Source organism: Peribacillus sedimenti (genome assembly GCF_046237635.1).
GTDB lineage: Bacteria > Bacillota > Bacilli > Bacillales > DSM-1321 > Peribacillus > Peribacillus sedimenti.
The window spans coordinates 1,729,104-1,750,000 of sequence record NZ_CP143547.1 but is presented as its reverse complement, the minus strand read 5'-3'; the positions used below and the strand labels follow the sequence as shown (position 1 = coordinate 1,750,000).

General features: G+C 44.6%; 19 protein-coding genes and 2 rRNA genes (1 of these 21 only partly in view). 3 read left to right on the top strand and 18 right to left on the bottom strand.

Translation table 11 applies throughout. The features are described 5' to 3' along the window. From V1500_RS08625 to V1500_RS08610, 4 genes are all read right to left on the bottom strand, one after another. Positions 1–290: ribosomal RNA gene (locus V1500_RS08625) — 23S ribosomal RNA — on the bottom strand (it extends 2,656 nt beyond the left edge of the window). A gap of 391 nt (positions 291–681) precedes the next feature. Then, positions 682–2,231 (bottom strand): 16S ribosomal RNA (locus V1500_RS08620). Together the 16S and 23S rRNA genes form the textbook arrangement of a ribosomal RNA operon. A 516-nt stretch (positions 2,232–2,747) precedes the next feature. Beyond that, a complete protein-coding gene (gene cphA / locus V1500_RS08615; protein WP_409305155.1) occupies positions 2,748–5,381 on the bottom strand; it encodes a cyanophycin synthetase in 2,634 nt (877 codons plus the stop codon). Beyond that, positions 5,371–6,192 (bottom strand): cyanophycinase, encoded by an 822-nt coding sequence (locus V1500_RS08610; protein WP_409305154.1) that lies wholly within the window; start codon positions 6,190–6,192, stop codon positions 5,371–5,373. Before V1500_RS08610 ends, cphA begins: the two co-directional genes overlap by 11 nt. 293 nt (positions 6,193–6,485) lie before the next feature. Here V1500_RS08610 and V1500_RS08605 point away from each other — a divergent pair, with 293 nt between their 5' ends. After that, the gene (locus tag V1500_RS08605; RefSeq protein WP_409305153.1) at positions 6,486–6,908 is read left to right on the top strand and encodes a pyridoxamine 5'-phosphate oxidase family protein; all 423 of its coding nucleotides are present in this window, start codon (positions 6,486–6,488) and stop codon (positions 6,906–6,908) included. Between the two features lie 88 nt (positions 6,909–6,996). After that, positions 6,997–7,113 carry a 3-methyladenine DNA glycosylase gene (locus V1500_RS08600; protein WP_409305152.1) on the top strand — a complete coding sequence of 39 codons (117 nt, stop codon included), beginning with the start codon at positions 6,997–6,999 and terminating at the stop codon, positions 7,111–7,113. A 49-nt stretch (positions 7,114–7,162) separates the two neighbouring features. Here V1500_RS08600 and V1500_RS08595 read toward each other — a convergent pair whose 3' ends face one another. The 12 genes from V1500_RS08595 to V1500_RS08540 all read right to left on the bottom strand — a co-directional run bounded on the left by V1500_RS08595 (position 7,163) and on the right by V1500_RS08540 (position 18,408). After that, the gene (locus V1500_RS08595) at positions 7,163–8,212 is read right to left on the bottom strand and encodes a M42 family metallopeptidase (protein ID WP_409305151.1); all 1,050 of its coding nucleotides are present in this window, start codon (positions 8,210–8,212) and stop codon (positions 7,163–7,165) included. 110 nt (positions 8,213–8,322) lie between these two features. Continuing rightward, on the bottom strand, positions 8,323–8,475 hold the full coding sequence (locus V1500_RS08590) for a hypothetical protein (protein WP_409305150.1): 153 nt from the start codon (positions 8,473–8,475) through the stop codon (positions 8,323–8,325). A 51-nt stretch (positions 8,476–8,526) separates the two neighbouring features. Beyond that, positions 8,527–9,075, bottom strand: coding sequence for a phosphotransferase enzyme family protein (locus tag V1500_RS08585; protein ID WP_409305149.1), 549 nt, complete (start codon positions 9,073–9,075; stop codon positions 8,527–8,529). A 452-nt stretch (positions 9,076–9,527) separates the two neighbouring features. Further along, positions 9,528–10,823 (bottom strand): IS110 family transposase, encoded by a 1,296-nt coding sequence (locus tag V1500_RS08580; protein ID WP_409303922.1) that lies wholly within the window; start codon positions 10,821–10,823, stop codon positions 9,528–9,530. 87 nt (positions 10,824–10,910) lie between these two features. Further along, positions 10,911–11,357, bottom strand: a complete 447-nt coding sequence (locus V1500_RS08575) for a hypothetical protein (protein WP_409305148.1) — start codon at positions 11,355–11,357, stop codon at positions 10,911–10,913. 488 nt (positions 11,358–11,845) lie between these two features. After that, the gene (locus V1500_RS08570) at positions 11,846–12,034 is read right to left on the bottom strand and encodes a hypothetical protein (protein WP_409305147.1); all 189 of its coding nucleotides are present in this window, start codon (positions 12,032–12,034) and stop codon (positions 11,846–11,848) included. Between the two features lie 120 nt (positions 12,035–12,154). Then, on the bottom strand, positions 12,155–13,933 hold the full coding sequence (gene opp4A / locus V1500_RS08565) for an oligopeptide ABC transporter substrate-binding protein (protein WP_409305146.1): 1,779 nt from the start codon (positions 13,931–13,933) through the stop codon (positions 12,155–12,157). Positions 13,934–13,953: 20 nt separating this feature from the next. Beyond that, positions 13,954–14,859, bottom strand: a complete 906-nt coding sequence (locus V1500_RS08560; protein ID WP_409305145.1) for an ABC transporter permease — start codon at positions 14,857–14,859, stop codon at positions 13,954–13,956. 15 nt (positions 14,860–14,874) lie between these two features. Then, on the bottom strand, positions 14,875–15,840 hold the full coding sequence (opp4B, locus tag V1500_RS08555; RefSeq protein WP_409305144.1) for an oligopeptide ABC transporter permease: 966 nt from the start codon (positions 15,838–15,840) through the stop codon (positions 14,875–14,877). A gap of 12 nt (positions 15,841–15,852) precedes the next feature. Further along, on the bottom strand, positions 15,853–16,779 hold the full coding sequence (locus tag V1500_RS08550) for an ABC transporter ATP-binding protein (RefSeq protein ID WP_409305143.1): 927 nt from the start codon (positions 16,777–16,779) through the stop codon (positions 15,853–15,855). Beyond that, complete coding sequence (locus tag V1500_RS08545) at positions 16,757–17,785, bottom strand: ABC transporter ATP-binding protein (protein WP_409305948.1); 1,029 nt, start codon at positions 17,783–17,785, stop codon at positions 16,757–16,759. Before V1500_RS08545 ends, V1500_RS08550 begins: the two co-directional genes overlap by 23 nt. Before the next feature lie 392 nt (positions 17,786–18,177). After that, positions 18,178–18,408, bottom strand: a complete 231-nt coding sequence (locus V1500_RS08540) for a hypothetical protein (RefSeq protein WP_409305142.1) — start codon at positions 18,406–18,408, stop codon at positions 18,178–18,180. Between the two features lie 324 nt (positions 18,409–18,732). Between V1500_RS08540 and V1500_RS08535 the strand changes: the two genes are divergently transcribed. Further along, positions 18,733–19,368 carry a Bax inhibitor-1 family protein gene (locus tag V1500_RS08535; RefSeq protein ID WP_409305141.1) on the top strand — a complete coding sequence of 212 codons (636 nt, stop codon included), beginning with the start codon at positions 18,733–18,735 and terminating at the stop codon, positions 19,366–19,368. Between the two features lie 167 nt (positions 19,369–19,535). Here V1500_RS08535 and V1500_RS08530 read toward each other — a convergent pair whose 3' ends face one another. Next, the gene (locus V1500_RS08530) at positions 19,536–20,048 is read right to left on the bottom strand and encodes an acyl-CoA thioesterase (protein ID WP_409305140.1); all 513 of its coding nucleotides are present in this window, start codon (positions 20,046–20,048) and stop codon (positions 19,536–19,538) included. Between the two features lie 100 nt (positions 20,049–20,148). After that, entirely contained in the window at positions 20,149–20,850 is a 702-nt protein-coding gene (locus V1500_RS08525; protein ID WP_409305139.1) for a GDSL-type esterase/lipase family protein, read from the bottom strand. Positions 20,851–20,897: the final 47 nt, after the last annotated feature.

Here is a 20,897-nt window from a genome sequence, read left to right as displayed (position 1 = left end):
AAGGCAAGCCTTCTGGTTTGGGCTAATTCCGTTTCGCTCGCCGCTACTCAGGAAATCGCGTTTGCTTTCTCTTCCTCCGGGTACTTAGATGTTTCAGTTCCCCGGGTCTGCCTTCCATACCCTATTTATTCAGGTAAGGATACTGCCCCATTACGGGCAGCGGGTTTCCCCATTCGGAAATCTCCGGATCAAAGCTTACTTACAGCTCCCCGAAGCATATCGGTGTTAGTCCCGTCCTTCATCGGCTCCTAGTGCCAAGGCATCCACCGTGCGCCCTTTCTAACTTAACCATTGCTAATTTGTGATGACCGTCGGCCTTCTTCGTCAGCTTCACTCGCTCACTCCTCACGTATGTGTAATACGCTCCGGTGCTCGCTCGATTGCTTCCTCGAATCCCTCGGTCCTGACAAATTATCAGTTTTACATCTCGGTGTTTTAAAAAATTGACGCAAAAATTTGCCTTATTACTGTTATCTAGTTTTCAAAGAACAACCGGCAAATGATAAGCGGCGCTCTTCTTCGTCAGCTGCCCTCATTCACATCCTCGCGTATCCTAATACGCTCCGGTGCTCATTCAGTTGCTTCCTCGAATAGCTTGCTTCTAATTTGCCTATAAGTTTGAAGGAATCGCTCCTTCAAAACTGAACAAAACATAAGCGCCTGACGTCTGTATATCCTTAGAAAGGAGGTGATCCAGCCGCACCTTCCGATACGGCTACCTTGTTACGACTTCACCCCAATCATCTGTCCCACCTTAGGCGGCTGGCTCCAAAAGGTTACCTCACCGACTTCGGGTGTTACAAACTCTCGTGGTGTGACGGGCGGTGTGTACAAGGCCCGGGAACGTATTCACCGCGGCATGCTGATCCGCGATTACTAGCGATTCCGGCTTCATGCAGGCGAGTTGCAGCCTGCAATCCGAACTGAGAATGGCTTTATGGGATTGGCTCGGCCTCGCGGCTTCGCTGCCCTTTGTACCATCCATTGTAGCACGTGTGTAGCCCAGGTCATAAGGGGCATGATGATTTGACGTCATCCCCACCTTCCTCCGGTTTGTCACCGGCAGTCACCTTAGAGTGCCCAACTGAATGCTGGCAACTAAGATCAAGGGTTGCGCTCGTTGCGGGACTTAACCCAACATCTCACGACACGAGCTGACGACAACCATGCACCACCTGTCACTCTGTCCCCCGAAGGGGAACGCCCTATCTCTAGGGAAGTCAGAGGATGTCAAGACCTGGTAAGGTTCTTCGCGTTGCTTCGAATTAAACCACATGCTCCACCGCTTGTGCGGGCCCCCGTCAATTCCTTTGAGTTTCAGCCTTGCGGCCGTACTCCCCAGGCGGAGTGCTTAATGCGTTTGCTGCAGCACTAAAGGGCGGAAACCCTCTAACACTTAGCACTCATCGTTTACGGCGTGGACTACCAGGGTATCTAATCCTGTTCGCTCCCCACGCTTTCGCGCCTCAGCGTCAGTTACAGACCAGAGAGTCGCCTTCGCCACTGGTGTTCCTCCACATCTCTACGCATTTCACCGCTACACGTGGAATTCCACTCTCCTCTTCTGCACTCAAGTCCCCCAGTTTCCAATGACCCTCCACGGTTGAGCCGTGGGCTTTCACATCAGACTTAAAGGACCGCCTGCGCGCGCTTTACGCCCAATAATTCCGGACAACGCTTGCCACCTACGTATTACCGCGGCTGCTGGCACGTAGTTAGCCGTGGCTTTCTGGTCAGGTACCGTCAAGGTGCCAGCAGTTACTCTGGCACTTGTTCTTCCCTGACAACAGAGCTTTACGACCCGAAGGCCTTCTTCGCTCACGCGGCGTTGCTCCGTCAGACTTTCGTCCATTGCGGAAGATTCCCTACTGCTGCCTCCCGTAGGAGTCTGGGCCGTGTCTCAGTCCCAGTGTGGCCGATCACCCTCTCAGGTCGGCTACGCATCGTCGCCTTGGTGGGCCATTACCCCACCAACTAGCTAATGCGCCGCGGGCCCATCTGTAAGTGACAGCCGAAACCGTCTTTCCATCCTCCCCCATGCGGGGGAAGAACCTATCCGGTATTAGCTCCGGTTTCCCGAAGTTATCCCAGTCTTACAGGCAGGTTGCCCACGTGTTACTCACCCGTCCGCCGCTGACTTCCGGGAGCAAGCTCCCTTCTGTCCGCTCGACTTGCATGTATTAGGCACGCCGCCAGCGTTCGTCCTGAGCCAGGATCAAACTCTCCGATAGAATTTGTGACGCACATGGATGTGCTAACATCGGCGTTGTCACAGGACGTGACGATCTTAGCCGATGATCCTTAACTCTTGTACTTTTAAAGTGTGTACTCACTATTATTTAGACGTCTTATTTCTATAGAAGAAACAAGAATCTGGCGCTTGTTTTGTTCAGTTTTCAAAGAGCAATCTCATTGCCGTTTCTCTCAGGAGCGACTTTTCTAATATAACATAATGTTTATCAGTTGTCAACTTCCACGAATTTGTTAGTCACCTTTTTTTTAGCGACTCTCACATCATACATCGTATCACATAGTTAGTCAACAAGTTTTTATAAATTGATGTGTAATACTCTTAGTCAAATAGCGACTTAGTTATAATACCTCCAGTTGCATCATAAGTCAATGCTATTTTTTCAAATATTACTTTTACAAATCTATATTATTAAATAAGCTCCAGTGTGCTGCAGGTTCGATATAAATAACCCCCGCAGGAAATACTCCTGCGGGCTCCTTCAGCCTGAAATAAGTTATTGGCTGAATTTTTGCTGCAGCATTGTTTTTTCGGCCATTTCGAAAAATTTCTTAACGTAGTTGAAATCCGTATAAAAGAACAAAAGCAAATCGCCAGGTTTTGAAATCAAGAATGCTTTTTGGAAGGCCTGCAGCTCGTTCAGCACAATCATGGCCTGATATCGATCCTTCATTCCTGTTTCGATGGCGGCCCGGTGCATCAGCTGTGCCACTTCATATTGTTCTCGATCCCGCAGGTCATCATCTTCTTTAATTATGAAGACATCTGAATTCTTCGCCACTATTTTAGACATGGAGATAATTTCTTCATTCTTACGGTCACCAGCACCAGCAATGACGCTAATCGTCCGCTTTTTCGTAAAGCCTCTTACCGTATCAAAAATTGCCTGGACTCCGGCAGTGTTATGGGCGTAATCCACGATGATTGTTCGTCCCAGCAATTCCTGTATATTAAATCTTCCTTTGGAAAACGTTGAATCAGGAACGAAAGCCTTTGCCTTCTGCTTTAGAACTTCGATAGATACTCCCTGGGAATGAGCAGCTGCCATTGCCTGAAGCAGATTGGAGATATTATGCCTTGCGCTACCCTGTATGGTGACAGGAATTTCCCTCACAGGCAAGGTTCGTTCCATTTTTCCTTTCGTACCATAAACTATCCATCCATCATGGTCCAGGAACCAGATTGTTCCACCCTGCCGCATACTGCTTTGCAGATAAGGATTATTTGGATCCACCGAAGTGTAGATCACTTTCCCTGGAGTATATGGGGCCATCTCTGCCACATGCTGATCATCTGCATTTAGTATGCAAAAGCCGGTTTCTGTCACAACCTCTGGAATGAGCCTCTTTAACTTAACCAATTGTTCAAATGTCTCAATGCCATCAATCCCCAAATGATCCTCAGCGACATTTGTCACAATGCCCACATCACAGCGGGCAAAAGCTAGACCCTCTCTCAAGATCCCTCCCCTTGCTGTTTCCAGCACAGCGAAATCCACTGTGGGATTATGAAGGATTTTTCTTGCACTAACAGGTCCCGAGCAGTCTCCCTGATCGATACAGCGTCCTTTTATATACACGCCGTCTGAATTTGTCATACCAACTGTGACATCCAGAGAGGACAAAAAGTATTCGATAAGCCTGGTGGTGGTCGTTTTGCCATTGGTACCGGTTATAGCGATCACGGGGATTGCCGCTTCCTCACGGCTGCTGAACAAATAATCAACGATAGCTTTTCCCACATCACGCTTTGGCCCTTCATTTGGATATAGATGCATCCGAATGCCGGGAGCTGCGTTGATTTCGATGATAGCCATTTGATCCGGGTTAAAGGGCTTGGATATATCCTTACAAATGAAATCAATCCCTGCAATGTCTAGGCCGATTGCCTTCGCGGCGAGAATCCCAATATCTTTTATTGAGGGATGGACCTGGTCCGTCACATCGATCGCCTGGCCACCCGTCGATAGGTTCGCATTTCCCACCACCTGTACAATTTTCCCTTTATCAGGAATCGAGTCAAGAGACATATCCAGCTTCTCCAGATAACAACTTACTGTATGATTAAGAGGGATCTTTGACATAGGCTTTTCATGCCCGTCTCCCCGCAAAGGATTTTTGTTTTCTATTTCGATCAATGATTTAATTGTATCCTTTCCATTGCCTATCACAAATGGTGGTACACGCAAGCTTGCTGCTGAAAGCTCCCCGTTTATAACCAATAGACGATAGTCATTGCCATCATAGTGTCTTTCAATGATAAAGGAATCAATATGTTCATCGAGGCAATGGACAACATTAAACAACTCTTCTGCATCATGGATATTGGTAATAACCCCTTCTCCCTGCCGTCCGTGCAGGGGCTTCACTACTACAGGGTAGCCGATTCTTGAGGCTGCCTCAAAGATTTCTTCCATGGTGGATGCGACTTCCCCATTCGGAACCGGCAAACCGCACCCTCTTAGGATATCCTTGGTCAACTGCTTATCGCAGGAAGCCTCCACGGCAATATTCGAGGTCTGGCTCGTAATTGTAGCCTGTACATATTTTTGCTTTTTTCCAGTACCCAAACGCAAAAGGCTGTTGCTTCCGACTCTTTCGACAGGAATTCCCGCCTGGGCTGCTGCCTCATAAATCGCCTCTGTGCTTGGTCCCAGCTTGTTTTTGTAATAGAACTTGCTTGCATTTTCTATATATGGACTGGCGTCAATTCCACTTTCGCCTTTAAGGATGCGCTCCACGATTTCAAGAGCTGCCTCAAATGAATACAAACCAGATTCAGGCTCCTTATACGTATAAGTAACATAATAGATGCCAGGCTTGCTTGCCGTTATCGTTTTGCCCCGGCGGACGTCAATTCCCGCTTTGCACTGGATTTCGATTGCTATATGTTCAAGTATATGTGCCATCCATGTGCCGCGTTTCAGCCGTTCGACAAAGCCGCCTTCATACCCCGGGGAGCAGGTGTGCTGTTTTAAGCCAGGCAATGTCTGTAAAAGGGTTTCAATGAAACCAGGTATCGTATCTGATGGCCGGTATTCCAATTCCTCGATATCCAGTTCAATAAATATCGTGGGTTTGTAAGAAAAGTAGTTAGGACCCTTCAAATACCGTACACGGTTAATCTTCATTCTGGGATACCCCTTTTTTCAATAATAGCTTCCGTCCTGTCAAGTCAAAACGGTAACCCGCTGTCAAGGTATGCAGCCTGAATCCGGATATGGTTAATTCCTCACTGCCATTTTTGGATGTGGAAATATCAATATAATCACTGCTCTTTCCATCCATCACCAATACCTGATGCTCTCCATAAACCTCGAACTCATTATTGCGGACCAGGATCGCCGTATTTTCATCAATCCCTATTCCTATGATTTCATTATTATCGGCAATAGCGCTCAATAATCGGTCAAACCTTGCTCTCTGTGAAAAGTGCTGATCGATCAAAACATAATCCATAAATCCAAAACCTCTGCCCAATTCTATTTTTAGCTTGTCTTCATTTTGCTTCATATCGGATGCAACAATCATGTGCTTTGCCATTATGGATGCTCCTGCACTGGTGCCAGCGAGAACCATGCCTTCTTTCCATCTTTCGGCAAGTTTCATATGAAGCTTGGTGTTTCCAATAATGTCGGCTAGCCTGCTTTGATCTCCTCCTGAAATAAAGACGGCTGTCAGTGAATCAACAATTCGGCATACTTCCGGATCCTCTGCCTCTCTTCTGTGCTTGATATTCAGAACATGCAGATCCTTGACCCCGAGCTTCCCGAAAGTTTTAACATAATCACTGCTCACATCATCAGGTATTTCACTGGCCGTCGGAAGAATTCCAATTATACTTTCGGAACCTCCTGCAAGCTCCACAAATTTACTTAACACTTCGGCTCCGTGGCATTTTTCTTCAGCACCGCCAATAATCAATAAATCACCAGGATACATCAATGTCCTCACCTTTCTCGATTGGAAAAACATAGAAGCTGCGTCTGCAGTAAAAAAGAATTTTATCCTTTTATTCGTTTATTTATTGGATGTCCAAAACCACCACGAATTTAAAATGCATACAAGATAGTATGGATTACCTGCCTGCTAAACATTCACGGCTATTGATACCAGTTGTCTGGATGGGCTGCAGTATATTTTCTCTCAAATAAATTCAGCATATCCAAAAGTTTATTTCTTTAAAATCCGAGGAACAGTAGGAGGGGATATTATTAAATGAAGGAGTGATTCAGATGAACGAACAGGAAATAAAGAACAAAATTTCTGAGGTGCTCGATCAAAACAAAGCTGGTGTTTTGGCAACTGTCAAAACGAACAAACCCCACGCCCGTTACATGACTTTTTTTCACGAAGACTTTAACCTGTATACTCCGACCAGCAGCGATACACATAAAGTAGAGGACATTAAAGCCAATCCTAATGTGCATGTTCTGATTGGATACGATGGAGAAGGATTTGGTGATGCTTATCTTGAGGTGGAAGGACAAGTATCGATTGAAGACTCGGAAAGCATAAAGGAAAAGCTGTGGAATGAATATTTGGAGAAATGGTTTGATGGACCACATGATCCAAAATATATCATTTTGGCTATTAAGCCAGAATACATCCGGCTGATGAATAGCAATGGTGAACCTCCTCAAGAGATGCGATTGTAATTGCTGTTATGAATTACCAGAATTATAACGTTTTTATGAAGCTTGTGAGGGTAATTAAATAATAATTCAATCACAGGGAGGGTTTCACATGTCTGAGCAAAATAAACAACAGAACGATTCCGTTGAACAAGAAAAGAAGAAAGAACGAAATGTAGATATCAGCCCCCAAAGGGATCCCGAGAAGAACGATCCTCCGAAAAAATGACATAAATGAACGGCCTGTCTGATATAGACAGGCCGTTTATTTGGCTAATTTAAACAAGCTCTGACTCCAGGTAATGAAGCAGGAGCGACGCTGTATGCTTCAATGAAGAAACATGGGTTCTTTCAAAAGCATGCGACGCATCGATTCCCGGTCCGATCAGACCATGAAGGACATCATGACCTGCATTGATGGCTGCCGACGCATCCGAACTGTAATAAGGGTAAATATCTACCTTATAATCCACTTGATTTTCTTTAGCAAGTGAGACCAAGTGCTCACGAAGTTTATAGTTATAAGGTCCGGAAGCATCTTTTGCACAGATGGAAACACTAAATTCGTCCGTTGCCTGCCCTTCTCCAATTGCACCCATATCAACTGCTATGTATTCGATTGTTTCATTAGGAATATTGGAATTTCCTCCGTAGCCAATTTCCTCATTATTTGAGATAAGGAAGTGGGTAGTGTACTTTAGCGAAATTTTGTTTTGCTGGATCAGATCGATTAGATGCAGCAATATCCCGACACTTGCCTTATCATCCAGGTGTCTGGATTTGATAAACCCGCTTTCTGTCTCTTCTACCCTCGGTTCGAATGAAACGAAGTCTCCGACGGAAATGCCGAGCGCTTCTGTTTCAGCTCTTGAATGGACAGCTTCGTCGATACGAACCTCTATCGTCGTCTCATCCCGCTTTGCATCGCCTGCATTTTTATATACATGGACAGAGGTTTGGTTTATTAATATAGTTCCTGTGTAGACCTTGCCGGATGAAGTATGTATTTTGCAATATTCTCCTTCTGCAGAGTTCCAGCGGAATCCGCCGATATTGGTGAGCCTTAAGCGTCCGCTGCCTTTTATTTCTTTTACCATTGCACCAAGCGTATCCACATGTGCAGTCAGGAAGCGATGTTTGCCGTCGTCCTTTCCTTTGATGCTCGCTAGCAATGCACCTTTATTTGTAATCTGGTATTCCACACCATGCTTTTCCATAAAGGAAGCTGTATAAGCAATCGCCTGTTCTGTGTACCCTGAAGGGCTCGGAATCGAAACCAGATCTTTTATGTATGAAACAATATCTTCTGTATTGATCAAATTTGACATCACATGATCCTCCTTTTCATATCTTTCATTATATATCCTACAAGCAATATTAATATAGGTTTCTGTGGCAAAAAAATACAGCCCAATACAGGCTGTATACTTCCAATGCTTTAATTCACCTGGGATATTACAGGCGCAGCTGCCATAATGATCGCAGGAATCAGATATAAAAGGGTATTTTCAACGTTTAGGCGTCCCCTCCAGCGGTCTCGCCATTCCTTATAACGGGGTTCACGATTTGCATACCAGTCTCCAAAATTCATGGCAATTCCTCCTTTCAGGTTCTTAGTATATTAAATACCCGATAATAAGAGCTATATTCCGATATTTTGTTTATTTTTTAGCGTGCGCTTATAGGTTTGAATTCGTATAGAAAGCTTATCTATCAGCCGGTTCAGCCATTCAGGATGTTCAGTTGAACGTTCCAAATCAAGGCATCTGACAACCTGTGCATAAATGAGAAGCTCATGCATGCGCAGAAACATAGGGATATTTTGGAGGTCCTCTTTAAGCACCTTATTTTCTCGCTCGTATCCTTTTATAAAAGCAAGGAAATTCGGATGTCGAAGATTCACCTGATCCCCGAACAGGTCTCTGAGGGCAAAGGCGATATCTGCGGCGAACCAGTGAACCATACAATCATCAAAATCAATCAGAGTAAGCTCACCTTTATTGCTGCAGATATTATCCAGCTCTGCGTCAAAATGAATCAATCCATAATTATCAGGATTCTTCGGTAAGGTGTTTGCCCATTCCTGCAGTATCTCATACTCCCTCTTTACCAGCTCCTCTTCACAAAAAGATTTGCAGGCAATAAGCTTACTTTCCCAGGTCGGCCGCCTCTCCATTATTCGTCTTGGCATTCCCTTGGATTCCTTGTGCAGCTTTCCAACAAGCCTCCCTCAATAAAGAAACGAAAATCTTCCGATTTCTCCAGTATTCTTAGGTTTTCATAGTTATCTACTTGTCGGTAATATTTTTGTAGTTGGGGATTTATCACTTAAAAGGATATAATTGGACCTCTAAAGGAAAAAGAGTTATAACCCACTAACCAACCAATTACATTTATTGGTGGATGATCCAAAATATGATTGCACTGGCGGATGTCCACATTTCTCATGGAGGTCAACCCTCCCATGCCTCACAGAGTCTTCGCTCTCAAATTCCTTCGTCCAACCTTTCCATGAGGTGGATGTCGGCCATGCTGCCCCACAGGGTCTTCGCCCTTAATTTAGTTGCTTTGCCGACTAATCCGTGCTTCAAATGTCCCCAAATCAATAAAACAACATCTACTATTTCCCTAACGAAAAAAGTCTTAAGCGGCCATTTCTGTCTTCTTGGATATTGACTGATGAGGGATGTCTTTTAACATCTTGTCTTCACTAAAATCAAATTGCTTTTTCCCTATTCCAAAGAAAATTCGGATCAATTTATTACACAATGCAATAAGGGACTGCATCTTCTTTAAAGGGTTATCAGGACGTTGCGTATAGTACACATGTAATGAATGAAACGCTGAGTTTTTGGCTACGAGAACCATACAAACCCGGAACAACAGGGCCCGGAGCTTTTTACGTCCCCTCTTTGTAATCGTCGTTTTCCCCTTGTGCTTACCAGAAGTATTTTCTTTCAAACTCAAGCCGGCCAGCTTGATAATCTGTCGGGGATGAGAGTATTCGCTAAGATCACCTACTTCGGCAAAGAAACCGGCGACCGTGTCCCTGCCAACACCCTTTATCGCCAACATTTGCGGTACACCCGGTATTTCCTCAAGTAAACTATCTATCTGTGCGTCCAATTCTTCGAATTTCACCTGTATTAACTCATATTTAGCCAGAAGCGTTTTCAGTTCCAGTTTTGCCATTTCAGAGCCTTGACGAAGTCCGATGGACTTCTTCGCAGCCTGCTTTAATTCCTGAATCTTATTCAGACCTACACTCCTGGTTACGGCTTTTCTAAGATGAGAAAGCAATTCTTCGTCGGAGAAATCAACTATCTCATGCGGTAACGCATCGAGCTTTAGGAATTGTAACGCTGCCTTGCCCTCCCACTTCTTAAAGACCGTCAGAAATTCAGGAAAGTACCGGTCAATCCAGTTATGAACCTGACCTTGGACTGTCTGAAGATCCTCTGTCAAAAGGTCCCGTATCTTCTTTGCCACCCGTAGTTCGGCATAAACTCCCTGTGGAATTGTAGGTTCTGCGAACCTCCCGTCTTTGACCAGTTGGGCAATGACTTTAGCGTCCTTCACGTCATTTTTAGTGGGAGAATTATCATCAAGCTCCTTGCTTTTCTTCACGTGCAAGGGATTCACAGCTACCAATTTTATTTCATTTTCTTTTAATATGTGAGCCAAATTGAACCAATAATGACCTGTAGGCTCCATCCCCACCATCACATGATCCATGCCTTGTTCTTTCTTGATCTCCAACATCCAATTAAGGAAATGCTCGAACCCTTGTCTTGTATTTTCAAAATAACAGGGCGATCCAAATTCCATTCCCCTAAAGTCCTGGGCACGTGCCACGTGCTTGAATTTTGCAATATCCACCCCTATAATCAAGGTTTGGGAAGTAATTTGAGCAATCTTCTTATTTTGGTTATAATTCATTGTAAAGCCTCCTGGTATATGAGATTTGTCCTTTCCGCTGGCCGAGCTTCAGGACCCTCTCATTCTACCAAGAGGTTATTTTTTTGTTCAAACTCCATTTTCATTCATTACAGGAATGCTGCCCCATTTTTCAAAGTCACCGGTTTTTAAATTTGCCAGTTCTGGATGTATTCCTGATGCAGCTTTGAAAACTACGGAATCGAACCTGCCTATGTCCGTTTGAAGCGTCTCAATGTGTCGTCCTTCTTTTGATGCCTCGGCCGTCACACAAGGAAAGCCCTTTGTCTCTAGGTATTCAAGGATTTCCAGCTCTGACGAGACCCTCTCTCTATTTCTTTCTGTGTCTTCATTGAATCTAAGAAAATGCCTTTCTCCATTTTGGTAAAAAACAAATAGAAAATTCGCACTGGCTCTAAAATAGTGAACCCTTTCCGAATCATATTGCCACTTTTGCAGCAAATCCTCCGCAAGCTTGCTTTGCCATTCATCATTTACGGTCTCCAATACCTTCTTCATCAAAGTCAGTTTCATCATCTGAATGTCCTCCCCTTGGTTTATTCTTTTAGCTTTGTTCAGCCAATTTCAAAATCAATAATGAAATGCAACAAAGCTTTTCTATATAAGAGAAGAGAAAGGGTGGCATTCAGACGATTACCAGCTAGACCCTGAATTATATACCGCAGGCAGAGTAAGGCTAAGGGGCCGCAAGCATAAAAAAGACCAGGGGATATTGCTCCTCCGGTCTTAAAACATATAACAGATTAGAAATAATCTGCTGTATAAAGTCAATTCTACTCCGCAGGAATGAGGAACATCTGAATGGCTCCACAATCTATTCTCTATACAACGTACCATTCAACCTCACTCCCTTCGTTTAATTACTTAAAATTATAACACATTATGGGTTTACTTCCATATATTATTACATGTTTTTTCTGTACTGTTTTATAAATATTTCTATATTAAACTAGGCACTATCACTCTGAGACAGCCTTCCGCTATGGATACTGTGACAACTGCTTTTACTTAATCCGGGTATGCTTATTGATCAGTTCCTTCATCATCTCCAGATAAGCAATCCTTTTCTCGTCTGGATAGGCGATTACATCATCCAAAATTTCATCTTCTATTGGAAGCAATGTCCTGCCAAGACTCTCTATCAACAACGATCTGAGCTCACTTCGGGTCCCTTCTGGATCTCTAATTTCCATACTCTCAGCTCCTCCAGTTTTTTCTATATATATAACCCTTTGGAAGATTGGGTGAAACATCGAGAGGTGCGCCTAAACGGCAAAAAAGCAGACGGTTTCCCGGCTGCTTTCTTGTCGATCTTATTTTTCCGGTGTATCAGCTGTAACAGCCACTTCGTACCAGTCTTCCACCTGGCCACCCTTAATCTTGAGGCCTTTGACACGCTTGTTAGCTCCAGATAAAGAGTAACGGAACAAGGTTGGGATTACAGGAACTTCTTCATGTACAAGCTCTTGCCACTGATTGTAGACATCTTTACGGAACTCCATATCGAATGCTTCAGGCGAGATACCCTTCTTCAGCAATTCCTCGTTCTCTTTGTTGACCCAGCGCGGGTAGTTGAATGGAGCTGTCGTTGCCCAAAGACCGGATGGATCCGGGTCAGAGCCTGTTCCCCAAGCTCCCATATAGATATCGATTTTCGGATCGTCTTTTTCTACTCGCTCATAGAACGAGTTGAATTCATGCAGGCGTCCTTCCAACATTTCAACATCCAATCCGACATCCTTCCACTGCTGGATATAGTATTTAGTCAGTGGTTCCTGAATGTCGCCGCCGCTCATGGAAGCAAAGTTGATCTTGAATTCCTTGCCGTTCGGATCTTCACGAAGTCCGTCATCGTTTGTATCCTTGTATCCTGCTTCATCTAGCAATTGCTTAGCCTTTTCCGGATCGTATTCATAGCCCTTCATGTCTTTATTATGATATTCAGGGAAGGAAGGTGGAACAACGGAATTCGCAGGGAAGCGAAGTCCTTTATACATCCTTTCGCCCACTTCTTTATTGTTGATCGCATAAGCAAACGCCTGGCGCAATTTTTTATCCGCAAATTTAGGATTGTCCATCACAGCAGTGCTTTTGTCAGCATCCCAATGCCCTAACTTGAAACCAATGTATGAGTACGCTAAGTCAACCGTACCGACAAGCTCGATATTCTTAAGAGCTTTTGCCTGGTCATATTGGTCTGCAGATACTACTGCAAAATCAATATCACCTTTTTCAAGGGAGGCCACCGCCACCTGTGGGTTGACAACCTTCAATGATACGGAAGAAAGCTTCGGCTTGCCCTTCCAGTAATCATCGAATCTTTCAAATTCCACAGCTTCACCTGGAACGATTTTCTTAACCTTGAAAGGTCCAAAGCCGATCGGATTTTTGCGGATCTTTTCAGACTTTTCTAATTGATCGACTGGCACATCGCCCAAATATTTCTTATTAAGCGGTGTTGTCCAAAGGCCAGTCAGCATGGATGGGTTAGCTTGCGTCTGAGTGATGGAAATTGTCTTCTCATCGATTACCTTAACCCCTGAAATCTTGTCTGCTTTACCTGCATGGTAGGCTTCCATACCTTCAACCAGCTGGAATTGTGAATCGTAACGTACACCTTTATACTTAGGGCTTCCGATTACAAGATACGCATATTCAAGGTCTTCCGCAGTAACCGGGTTCCCGTCATGCCATTTTACATTGTCCTTGATTTTGATTGTGATAGTTTTATTATCATTTGAAAGCTCATAGGTAGCAGCTCCATCCTGATCATATACCCAGTTGTCATCTGTGCTTAAAAGACTTTCTTCGAAGAATTGCAATACTTCGTAATCAGGCTGGCCTGCATAGAATGCCAGATTCAATACGCCTTCAAACGGAGTATCTGATACCAAACCGTATGTCAATGAACCATCGACATCAGCCTTGTCATTTGAAACCTTTGCTGGAAACGCTGCGGTATCAACTTGTTCAGGTTTTTTTGCCGTTTTGCCTTTCCCCGGATCCGAGCTGCTGCTGTCAGAACAAGCTGCAAGGAGCAAGGCAGAGACTGCCAGGGTGCTCAATACTTTACTGTACTTCTTTAACTTCATCAAAACCAACTCCCTTATTTTTATCCTCTTCTTTGTCTAGCATCAGCAGAACGTTTTAACGCTTCACCGATAAAATTTATACTCAGCATCAGCATGAGAATCATGACCGATGCAGGTAACCAAATCCACCATTTGTTTTGAAGAACATCCGGGTTTGTCGCATAGCTGACAAGGGTACCAAGACTCGGCGTGCTTTCCGGAAGGCCGAAGCCAAGGAATGTCAGCCCGGATTCAATTCCCAAATTCCCTGCCAGGTTCAATGTAAAGTTCACGATAATAAGAGAACTTACGTTAGGCAGAACCTGGAACAGAATGATCTTCCAATGCGGGGTGCCAAGCGTCTGCGAGGCGTGGACATAGTCCAATTCCCTCTCTGCCAGGACCTTGGACCGGATCAGTCTTGCTTTTCCTGTCCAAAGGAATACTGACATGATTAAAATGAAATTTATAACATTAAATTTAGGGACAATCGTTACAAACACGATGATCAGCATCAAGGATGGTAGAATGATGATGAAATCGATAATCCTCATCAGGATGTTATCCACCGCTCCGCCGAAATAACCAGCAACCAGACCCACTGTTAATCCAATAAGTGCAGTAATCGTGGTGATGGCCAGGCTAATCGTAAATGAATTTCGTGTTCCGATGATCAGTTGTCCAAAGACATCGCGGCCGCCGTAATCAGTACCCAGCCAGTAATCGGCTGAAGGCGGCAGGTATATGGATAGAAAATCCACCTTCGTGATAGCATCCTGGTCCAAAATAAAGGAAGCTCCATAAACAGCAATCAGTATGATCGCCAGGAAAATCAATGAGCCCATGGCGAGCTTGTCTTTTTTAAACTCTCGCCAGACGGTTTTGAATCCGGATGGACTTATTTCTTCGGACTTTATATTATTTGGCTGTTCGATTTTTAATTCCATGACCTCACCCTCTTCCTATTCAATCCGTATGCGCGGATCAACCGCACTCAATATAATGTCCGAAAGAAGAGTCCCAACCAGGGTGGCAAAGCTGGTCATCATGATCAGCGCATTGACCACACTGAAGTCCCGCAGCTGGATCGAAGACAGGAAGAGCTGCCCGATTCCCGGATAGCTGTAAATCGTCTCAAGAAAGATCGATCCGCCGATCAACCCGGTAATTTCGTATCCAAGGAATGCTGCAATCGGCAGGAAGGAGTTCCTCAGGACGTGCCTGCTGTATACCTTTGATTCAGGTATCCCCTTTGACCTGGCCGTGCGGACGAAGTCCTTGATCTTGGTATCGATGATCTCGCTTCGCAAATACTGCACCGTGAACACGGTCTGGATCAATGCACCGCTCATCACCGGCAGCACCAGGTGATTGATCTTGCTCAGTACATATGCAAACGTGCCATTGTCCACCTTTGGATCGACGCTTCCCCCCACCGGGAACAGATCAAGCTTAAACCCGAAGATGAACAGGACGATCAGCGCGAAAATGAACAGCGGTGTGGCAAAGCCCAGATAGTTATAGCCGGTGATTGCCTTGTCTGCGAGTGAATCGTTCCAGCGGCCGCTGACAATCCCGAGCGGAATCGCGATCAGGTAACTGACGATCAAAATTCCAAGCGCCAGGAACACCGTGTTCCAGATCTTTTCGCCAATAACATCGGTAACCGCTATCTTCTGGACATACGAATCTCCCCAGTCACCCTTCAGGACATTGGATATCCAGCGGAGATACTGTTCATGGACCGGGTCATTCAGCCCCATCTGCTCCCTAAGTTCAGCGAGGCGTTCCGGGCTTACATTCGGGTCCATGACCGCCCCGCTCAATGCATCCCCCGGCATGGCCTTCGCAAGCATGAACACAAGGATACTTAGGATGAACAACTGGGGAATCATGACCAAAAAGCGCCTTAAGATAAATTTCCACATTTTTGTTTCCCCCTATGGTAATGCCACTCTGTGAGTATTTGAGATGGACTTCAGGTCAAAAGCCCTCCCAGTTTCGTCGAAGTATTGGGAGAAGGAGCGTTCATACTCTTCTTTTACTTCCCGCCTCATAAGGGCCTTTTCCTCACGGACCTCAGGCTTGATATCCGGAATTGCAGCGATCAGCCGCTTCGTATAGATATGCTGCGGATTTTCGTAAATCTCATCGCTCGTCCCTTCCTCCACCAGGCGGCCGCGGTACATGACGCCCATGCGGTCGCACATATGCCGGATGACGCCCAGGTCATGGCCGACGAACAGATAGGTCAGGTTGAATTCCTGCTGAAGGTCCTGAAGGAAGTTCAGCACCTGTGCCTGTACCGACACATCGAGCGCGGAAACCGGCTCATCGGCGATGATCAGCTTGGGCTTCAGCGTGAGGGCGCGTGCAATCCCGATCCGCTGCCTCTGCCCGCCGGAAAACTCGTGCGGGTATTTGTAGATCGATTCAGGATTCAGGCCTACCTTGTCAAGAAAATTCTGAACGACCTTTTTCTCTTCGCCCGCTGACATCCGCTCAAAATTGCGCAGGGGCTCGGCAATGATATCAAGTACCCTCTTCTTTGGGTTCAAGGAGGAATAGGGATCCTGGAAGATCATCTGTATATCCTTTCGGAGCGGCTTGACCTGGCTTCTGCTAAGCCTGGCGATATCCTGTCCGCCAAAAAGCACTTGCCCGGACGTAATTTTATTCAGCCTCATGATCGCTTTTCCGGTCGTGGACTTCCCGCTTCCGGACTCACCCACCAGTCCGTAGGTCTCGCCTTCGTGAAGCTCAAACGATACGCCGTCCACCGCGCGGACATTGTCTACTACTCTTCTAAATAAACCGCCCTTGATGGGGAAGTATACTTTTAAATCATCTACCTTGAGCAATGCCATGGTTCATCTCTTCTCCTTTTTCACCCTGGAAATAAAAATGCTGATAGCAGGTACAGCGTACCCAGTGGCCTTCTGAAACTTCATGCAGTTCAGGCGAAGATTCATGGGCATAATCAGGAACCCAGGGAATCCGGTCTTTGAAGCGGCAGCCCTGGCGCGGCATCTTCGCAATCGATGGCACCACACCCTGGATCACATGGAGTCGGTCCTGCTCGCTTGTAGCCGATGGAATAGAGTTCAGCAGCGAACGCGTATATGGGTGCTGCGGGTTTTTGAAAATTTCCCTGACGCTGCCCATTTCCACAACCTGGCCGGCATACATGACGACTATTCGGTCCGCCACTTCTGCTACGACACTGAGGTCATGTGTAATTAAAATGATACCCATCTGGGTTTTCTTCTGGATCTCCTTCAGCAGGTCGAGAATTTGTGCCTGGATTGTCACGTCAAGTGCCGTCGTCGGCTCATCGGCAATAATCACAGAAGGGTTACAGGCGATGGCAATCGAGATCATGACCCTTTGCCTCATCCCACCGGACAGCTCATGCGGATATTGCTTATAGGTGCGCTCAGGGTAAGGAATCCCCACCTGTGCAAGCAGCTCAAGTGTCCGGGCTTTCTTTTGGGCTTTATTCAATTCTGTATGGTAATCGAGGTTTTCCTCGATTTGTTTCCCTACTGTCATCAGAGGGTTCAAGGCGGTCAACGGCTCCTGGAAGATCATACCCAGCTCCTTGCCCCTTACCTTGTTCATTTGTGATTCGTTCATAGAAAGCAGATTCCTGTTCTTGAAGTTGATCTTTCCTTCAAGCTTTGTCCGCTGTTTATTATGTAATTGCATGATCGAAAGGGCGAGCGCGCTTTTGCCGCAGCCCGATTCCCCAACTACAGCAACAATTTCGTTTTCATTGACTGTAAAAGAGACATCGTCCACTGCTGCATGGTATTCGTCCTGGATGCGAAAGGATGTGGTTAGGTTCTCTATTTGCAGTACAGCTTTCTCCATCATTGTGCCCCCTACAATTTTTACTGAAAAATATATAATATTCAGATAATTATTTTGAGTGTAAAGTATTTTTAATGTTTATTCAATAGTTTTGTAAAAAAAGTACGCGCAATTTTCAATTTTCTTATAATTTTATATCAAATAGAGGGAATTTCCCCTAAAATATAGCAAATAACTTGTAAAATTTACCTTTATATTAGTGAAATATATGCAGTTAATTATCCATTTATCGTAGGCGAATCGACGCAAAAAAGTGATTAAAAAAATTTATAATAGGAAGAATGTATTAAACCGATAAAAAAATTATTTGTTTAAAATAATTAATAAAATTATTCATCAACAATAAAAAACTCCAGCAGCCAAATATGGCAGCTGGAGCAAATGGGTGGAATTTATTCTGTAATCAGTTTTTCCAATTTTTTGTTTCTTGCCTGTCTTTCTTCTTGATCAGCCAGATCATATTTTTTCAGCAAGTGGAACACCTCATTTAGCTTTTCCTGTGCAGTTTCTTTGTCCAGGAAGCTCTCCAAGGCTTCGCTTAGCCCCTCGGGAAGAAATGGCTTCTGGGACTTAAATTTCTTCTGTACATCTTCTATACTATGATCCAGTTTACATTCACTCATGTTAAACCTCCAACTTTGTGCGATAAATACCATATTATCATAACAATTCTTAACTGATACACCCTTCTTCCTCCGGCATTTATTCCTGGCTTTCGGCTTGCATGCCCATAAAAATGCAGTGGAGTTTAAAATATGCCGTCCATGAAACTATACGGCCAAGGAAATTGCCTGCCAAGAAGAACTCGGTCATAACTATTTATAGCCGTGAAACAAGTTGATAAAAATGCAGTTTGTCTGCTATCCTTAAAAGGAATTACATTTACCAAGAAACCTTTTCCATACAAGCACGTATATACTTAATAAAGAAAACAATGAGGTGATTTCATGTATTCACAAGTCGCACATAATTATATGCCATCAGTGCTTCGCTCTTTTGCGCTGTCACTTGCGGTCTCTGTGGTCGGCATGGGAGTAGGAATGTTCATTCCCCCTGCATTATTCCTGCCGCTTGCCATCCTTGAGCTTGTCATGCTGATCGGGGCCTTCTTCCTTAGAAAGCGAAAAGCAGTCGGCTATGCCTTCCTTTTCATTTTCGCGTTTATCTCGGGGATCACTACCTATCCAATTGTCGCTTATTATGCGGCATCTGCAGGTACAAATGTGGTTCTGATGGCTGGCGTCACAACTACCGTGATTTTTGGAAGCCTGTCCCTGTACGCCACCAAGACTAAGCGAGACCTGTCCTTCCTTGGCGGCATGCTTATGGCAGCCCTGCTCGCTTTGATTGTAATCGGGATCTTCAATATCTTCTCGCCGCTTAGCTCCGCAGCAATGCTGGTATACTCGTTCATTGGAATCCTGGTTTTCAGCGGATTTGTATTATTTGACGTGAACCGGATGAAACAGTACGGAGTCAGTGCCGAAGACGTTCCATTGATGGCTCTCAATCTCTATCTAGACTTTTTAAACCTGTTTATCAATGTTCTGCGCTTTTTCGGAATTTTATCCAGTGATGATTAACGAACTGCGGAAGCGTTTTGTTAATGGAACCTCGGGTAATTGCTGACACCTGTTTGTGGCCAGCTAAGTACGCCATATAGTGTACGTCGAGCCAGACATCAGTCTAAATAAAAAATTTTTCTTATCCTAAAAAAAGTGTCCCCGGCTGCGGGACACTTTTTTTCTGTTTACCACGGCATTTCAGCACCGAAGGTTTGTGCTATCTGTTCAGTATCTTTTCTGCGTTTTTTACGGGCTTCCGCTCGGGCTTTGCCTGTTTCGAATAAATTTTTCTCCGTCTCTGTACGCGGGATCAACCTTGGTACAGGTGTAGGCTTTCCATTCTCGTCGATTGCCACAAAGGTCAGAAAGGAAATCGCACAAATATTCCTTACGCCTGTCAATAAATCCTCGGCAATGACTTTTACCATGATTTCCATTGAAGAACGGCCGGTATAGGTCACAAAGGCTTCCAGACAAACGGAGTTTCCTTTGTAAATGGGATGAAGGAAATCGACTGAATCTGTTGATGCCGTCACTACCATTTTCCTGGAATGCCTCATGGCGGAAATCGCTGCAACATCATCAATATACGCCATGAGCTTCCCCCCAAACATCGTTCCGTGATTATTCGTGTCTGGAGGAAGGACAATGCTGGTCTTAATGACGAGAGAGTCCCTGCTGAATTTTGTTTCTTCCATCTCTTCCTGTTCCCCTTCATGTATATTCTTAACATTCTACCTACTATACTTTATCTTAAAATACTGATTCATGGCAAAGGTCTGGCATGAAAATTTTCAGCTACATGTTAAATCCATACCGTTCCAGGATTCGATTGGCAATCAGTTTATAGCCATTTTCATTTGGATGAAGTTCATCACTGAAATAACGCTGCTTTTCTTTATGTTTAAACAAATCATTCGTAGGTATATAAACAATCCGTTTATCATCTTCAATCGTGTTCTTTATGGTACGATCCCAATCCACTATCTGCTTTTCAATATCATTACCGGCTGGAAAAGGATTATATAATCCAAGAACGAGGATCGGTGCATCTTTGTTCTTCTTCTCTAGAGTATGCAGAATCTTGGTCAGATTCCTTTTGAATTCAGGCTTTGCCTTGTCGATCCTTTGTTCATGCAGTGGATGCAGATCGCCGCCATTACTGTTTATCAGATCATTGGTCCCTATAAAAACAATAAAATAATCAGCCTTATCCAGCTTAGTGTTTAATCTTTCATCCTCCAGCTGTTTTAAAACGCCGTCCGTTTCCTGACCTGGTATACCATAATTCCATATGCTTACATTTTTATTGCTATTTTTATCAAGCTGTTTTTCAATCAAATCCAAATACCCCTCCCCGTTCTCATCGCCTACCCCATTGGTCAGTGAATCACCAAGTGCGATAATGACAGGGTTCTGTTTTTCCTTCTGGTTGTGCCAGATAAACCAGATTAATGAAATCAGTATAACTGCGGTTAGTATGCTTGCAATTTTTTTCATCTCGGGCTCCTTTTATGTTGTTTTATGCTGCAGCCTTGCTGTACGGA